At 35.6% G+C, this 2,271-nt stretch carries 3 protein-coding genes and 1 rRNA gene; all 4 read left to right on the top strand.

All coding sequences use genetic code 11. The features are described 5' to 3' along the window. Window positions 1-113: ribosomal RNA gene (gene rrf, locus AC1DJR_RS27065) — 5S ribosomal RNA — on the top strand; the annotation flags it as partial. A 199-nt stretch (window positions 114-312) separates the two neighbouring features. Beyond that, window positions 313-492: a sigma factor G inhibitor Gin gene (locus tag AC1DJR_RS27060; RefSeq protein WP_477003952.1), complete on the top strand. Its 180-nt coding sequence runs from the start codon at window positions 313-315 to the stop codon at window positions 490-492. A 79-nt stretch (window positions 493-571) separates the two neighbouring features. After that, window positions 572-1,993, top strand: a complete 1,422-nt coding sequence (locus AC1DJR_RS27055) for an aminotransferase class I/II-fold pyridoxal phosphate-dependent enzyme (RefSeq protein ID WP_002130200.1) — start codon at window positions 572-574, stop codon at window positions 1,991-1,993. Window position 1,994: 1 nt separating this feature from the next. Continuing rightward, window positions 1,995-2,271: dTMP kinase (gene tmk, locus AC1DJR_RS27050; protein WP_477003951.1), on the top strand; the 277-nt coding region annotated here is incomplete at its 3' end.

The raw sequence follows: 2,271 nt of genomic DNA, 5'->3' as shown, positions 1-2,271 counted from the left end.
GGTGATGATGGCAGAGAGGTCACACCCGTTCCCATACCGAACACGGAAGTTAAGCTCTCTAGCGCCGATGGTAGTTGGGACCTTGTCCCTGTGAGAGTAGGACGTCGCCAAGCAAGATAAAAACACAAGTCTTTTGACTTGTGTTTTTTTGTTTTTAAACRGTACATGAAAGAAGTAAAGGGAATACATAAGTAATACAAACACGTTGCCCAAGAATAAATCATATTATATAAAAAATTGATGTATATTTTCCGGGAATTTGTTAAGGAATAGAGGTATATAATATGTTTATTTAAAAAGGGAGGAAAGATTATGAAATTACCAAGTGAAATTTGCATCGTTTGTGAGACAAAAAGTGGGGAAGGAATATATGTATATAATAATTTAATATGTTACGAGTGCGAAAGAAATCTGGTGAATACTGAGACAAMTGACCCGAAGTATATACATTATTTAAAACAACTGCGAAAATTAGAAGTATCATATTTTTAAATAGGCATTATGCCTATTATTTTTTTTGCCCTAATATCTGTATAATAGATACAGAATGAATAATAAGGAAGAGATATATATGAATCAAAATCGTATGCCTTTATATGAGGCGCTAATGGAATTTAAAGAAAGGCGACTACTATCTTTTCATGTTCCGGGTCATAAGAATGGTTTAAACTTCCCTCAGAAAGCTTCAGGGGGGTTTAAGGACATATTATCAATTGATGTAACAGAGTTAACAGGATTAGATGATTTACATAGCCCGTTTGAATGTATAGATGAAGCACAGCAATTATTAGCTGAAGTATATGGCGTGCACAAAAGTTATTTTTTAATTAATGGTTCAACAGTTGGAAATTTAGCAATGATTTTGTCTTGCTGCGGCGAACATGATATTGTCCTCGTACAAAGAAATTGTCATAAATCGATCATTAATGGTTTGAAATTAGCWGGGGCTAATCCGGTCTTTTTAAATCCATGGATTGATGAAGTACATAACGTACCAGTAGGTGTTCATGATGAAATTATTAAGGAGGCAATTACAAAGTATCCAAATGCAAAAGCACTTATTTTAACACATCCTAATTACTATGGTATGGGAATTGATTTAGAGGCAAGTATCGCTTACGCACATGCACATAAAATTCCTGTTCTAGTAGATGAAGCCCATGGGGCGCATTTTTGTATAGGGGACCCCTTCCCGAAGTCAGCATTAGTTTATGGTGCGGATATTGTGGTTCATTCCGCACATAAAACATTACCTGCGATGACAATGGGATCTTATTTACATATAAATAGCCGTTTGGTGAGCGAAGAAAAAGTTTCCTCCTATTTAAGTATGCTACAATCTAGTAGCCCATCGTATCCAATTATGGCTTCTCTTGATATAGCACGTTTTGCAATAGCAGTTATAAAGGAAGAAGGTCATGATGAAATCGTTGAGTTTTTACGCCGATTTAAAGAAGGGTTGCGATCTATCCCACAAATAGCTATTTTACAATATCCATCGCAAGATGAATTAAAAGTTACGGTGCAAACTCGCTGTCAGTTATCGGGGTATGAATTACAGTCTGTATTTGAAAAAGTCGGTATATATACGGAAATGGCAGATCCATATAACGTCCTATTTATATTACCGTTACAAGTAAATGAGGGGTATATGAAAGCTATAGAGATCATTCGATTAGCTATGCAGCAATATAAGGTAAAAGACAAGACAGCATCAATTCGTTATACTTATAAAGGGGAGATTTCCCCTTTACCGTATACGTATAAACAATTAGAGAGATATGAAACGAAGTTAGTATCTATAGAAGAAGCCGTTGGTATGATAGCTGCAGAAATGGTGATTCCGTATCCACCTGGAATTCCATTGATCATGTATGGAGAGAGAATTACTCAAGAACATACAAAGCAAATTACTCATTTAGAGAAAACAGGGGCTCGTTTTCAAGGTAGTACGAAATATATGAACGTGTATGATATAGAAAGTAGGTTTTAGGATGAAGGGATTATTTGTAACAATTGAAGGGCCAGAAGGTTCGGGTAAAACAACATTAATTAAAAGTTTATTACCATATTTTGAGCAAAAGGAACAAAAGGTAATGGCGACCAGAGAACCGGGTGGTATTGCAATTTCTGAAGATATTAGAACAATTTTACATAAAAAAGAGTATACGATGATGGAAGCACGTACAGAGGCACTTCTTTATGCTGCTGCACGTAGACAACATTTAGTGGAAAAAGTTATGCCAGCACTTGAGGAAAACTATCTTGTAC

The sequence above is a fragment of the Bacillus sp. 05T31 genome, from assembly GCF_056396725.1.
Note: the sequence above shows the minus strand (reverse complement) of the source record. Positions and strands in the feature narration are given on the sequence as shown.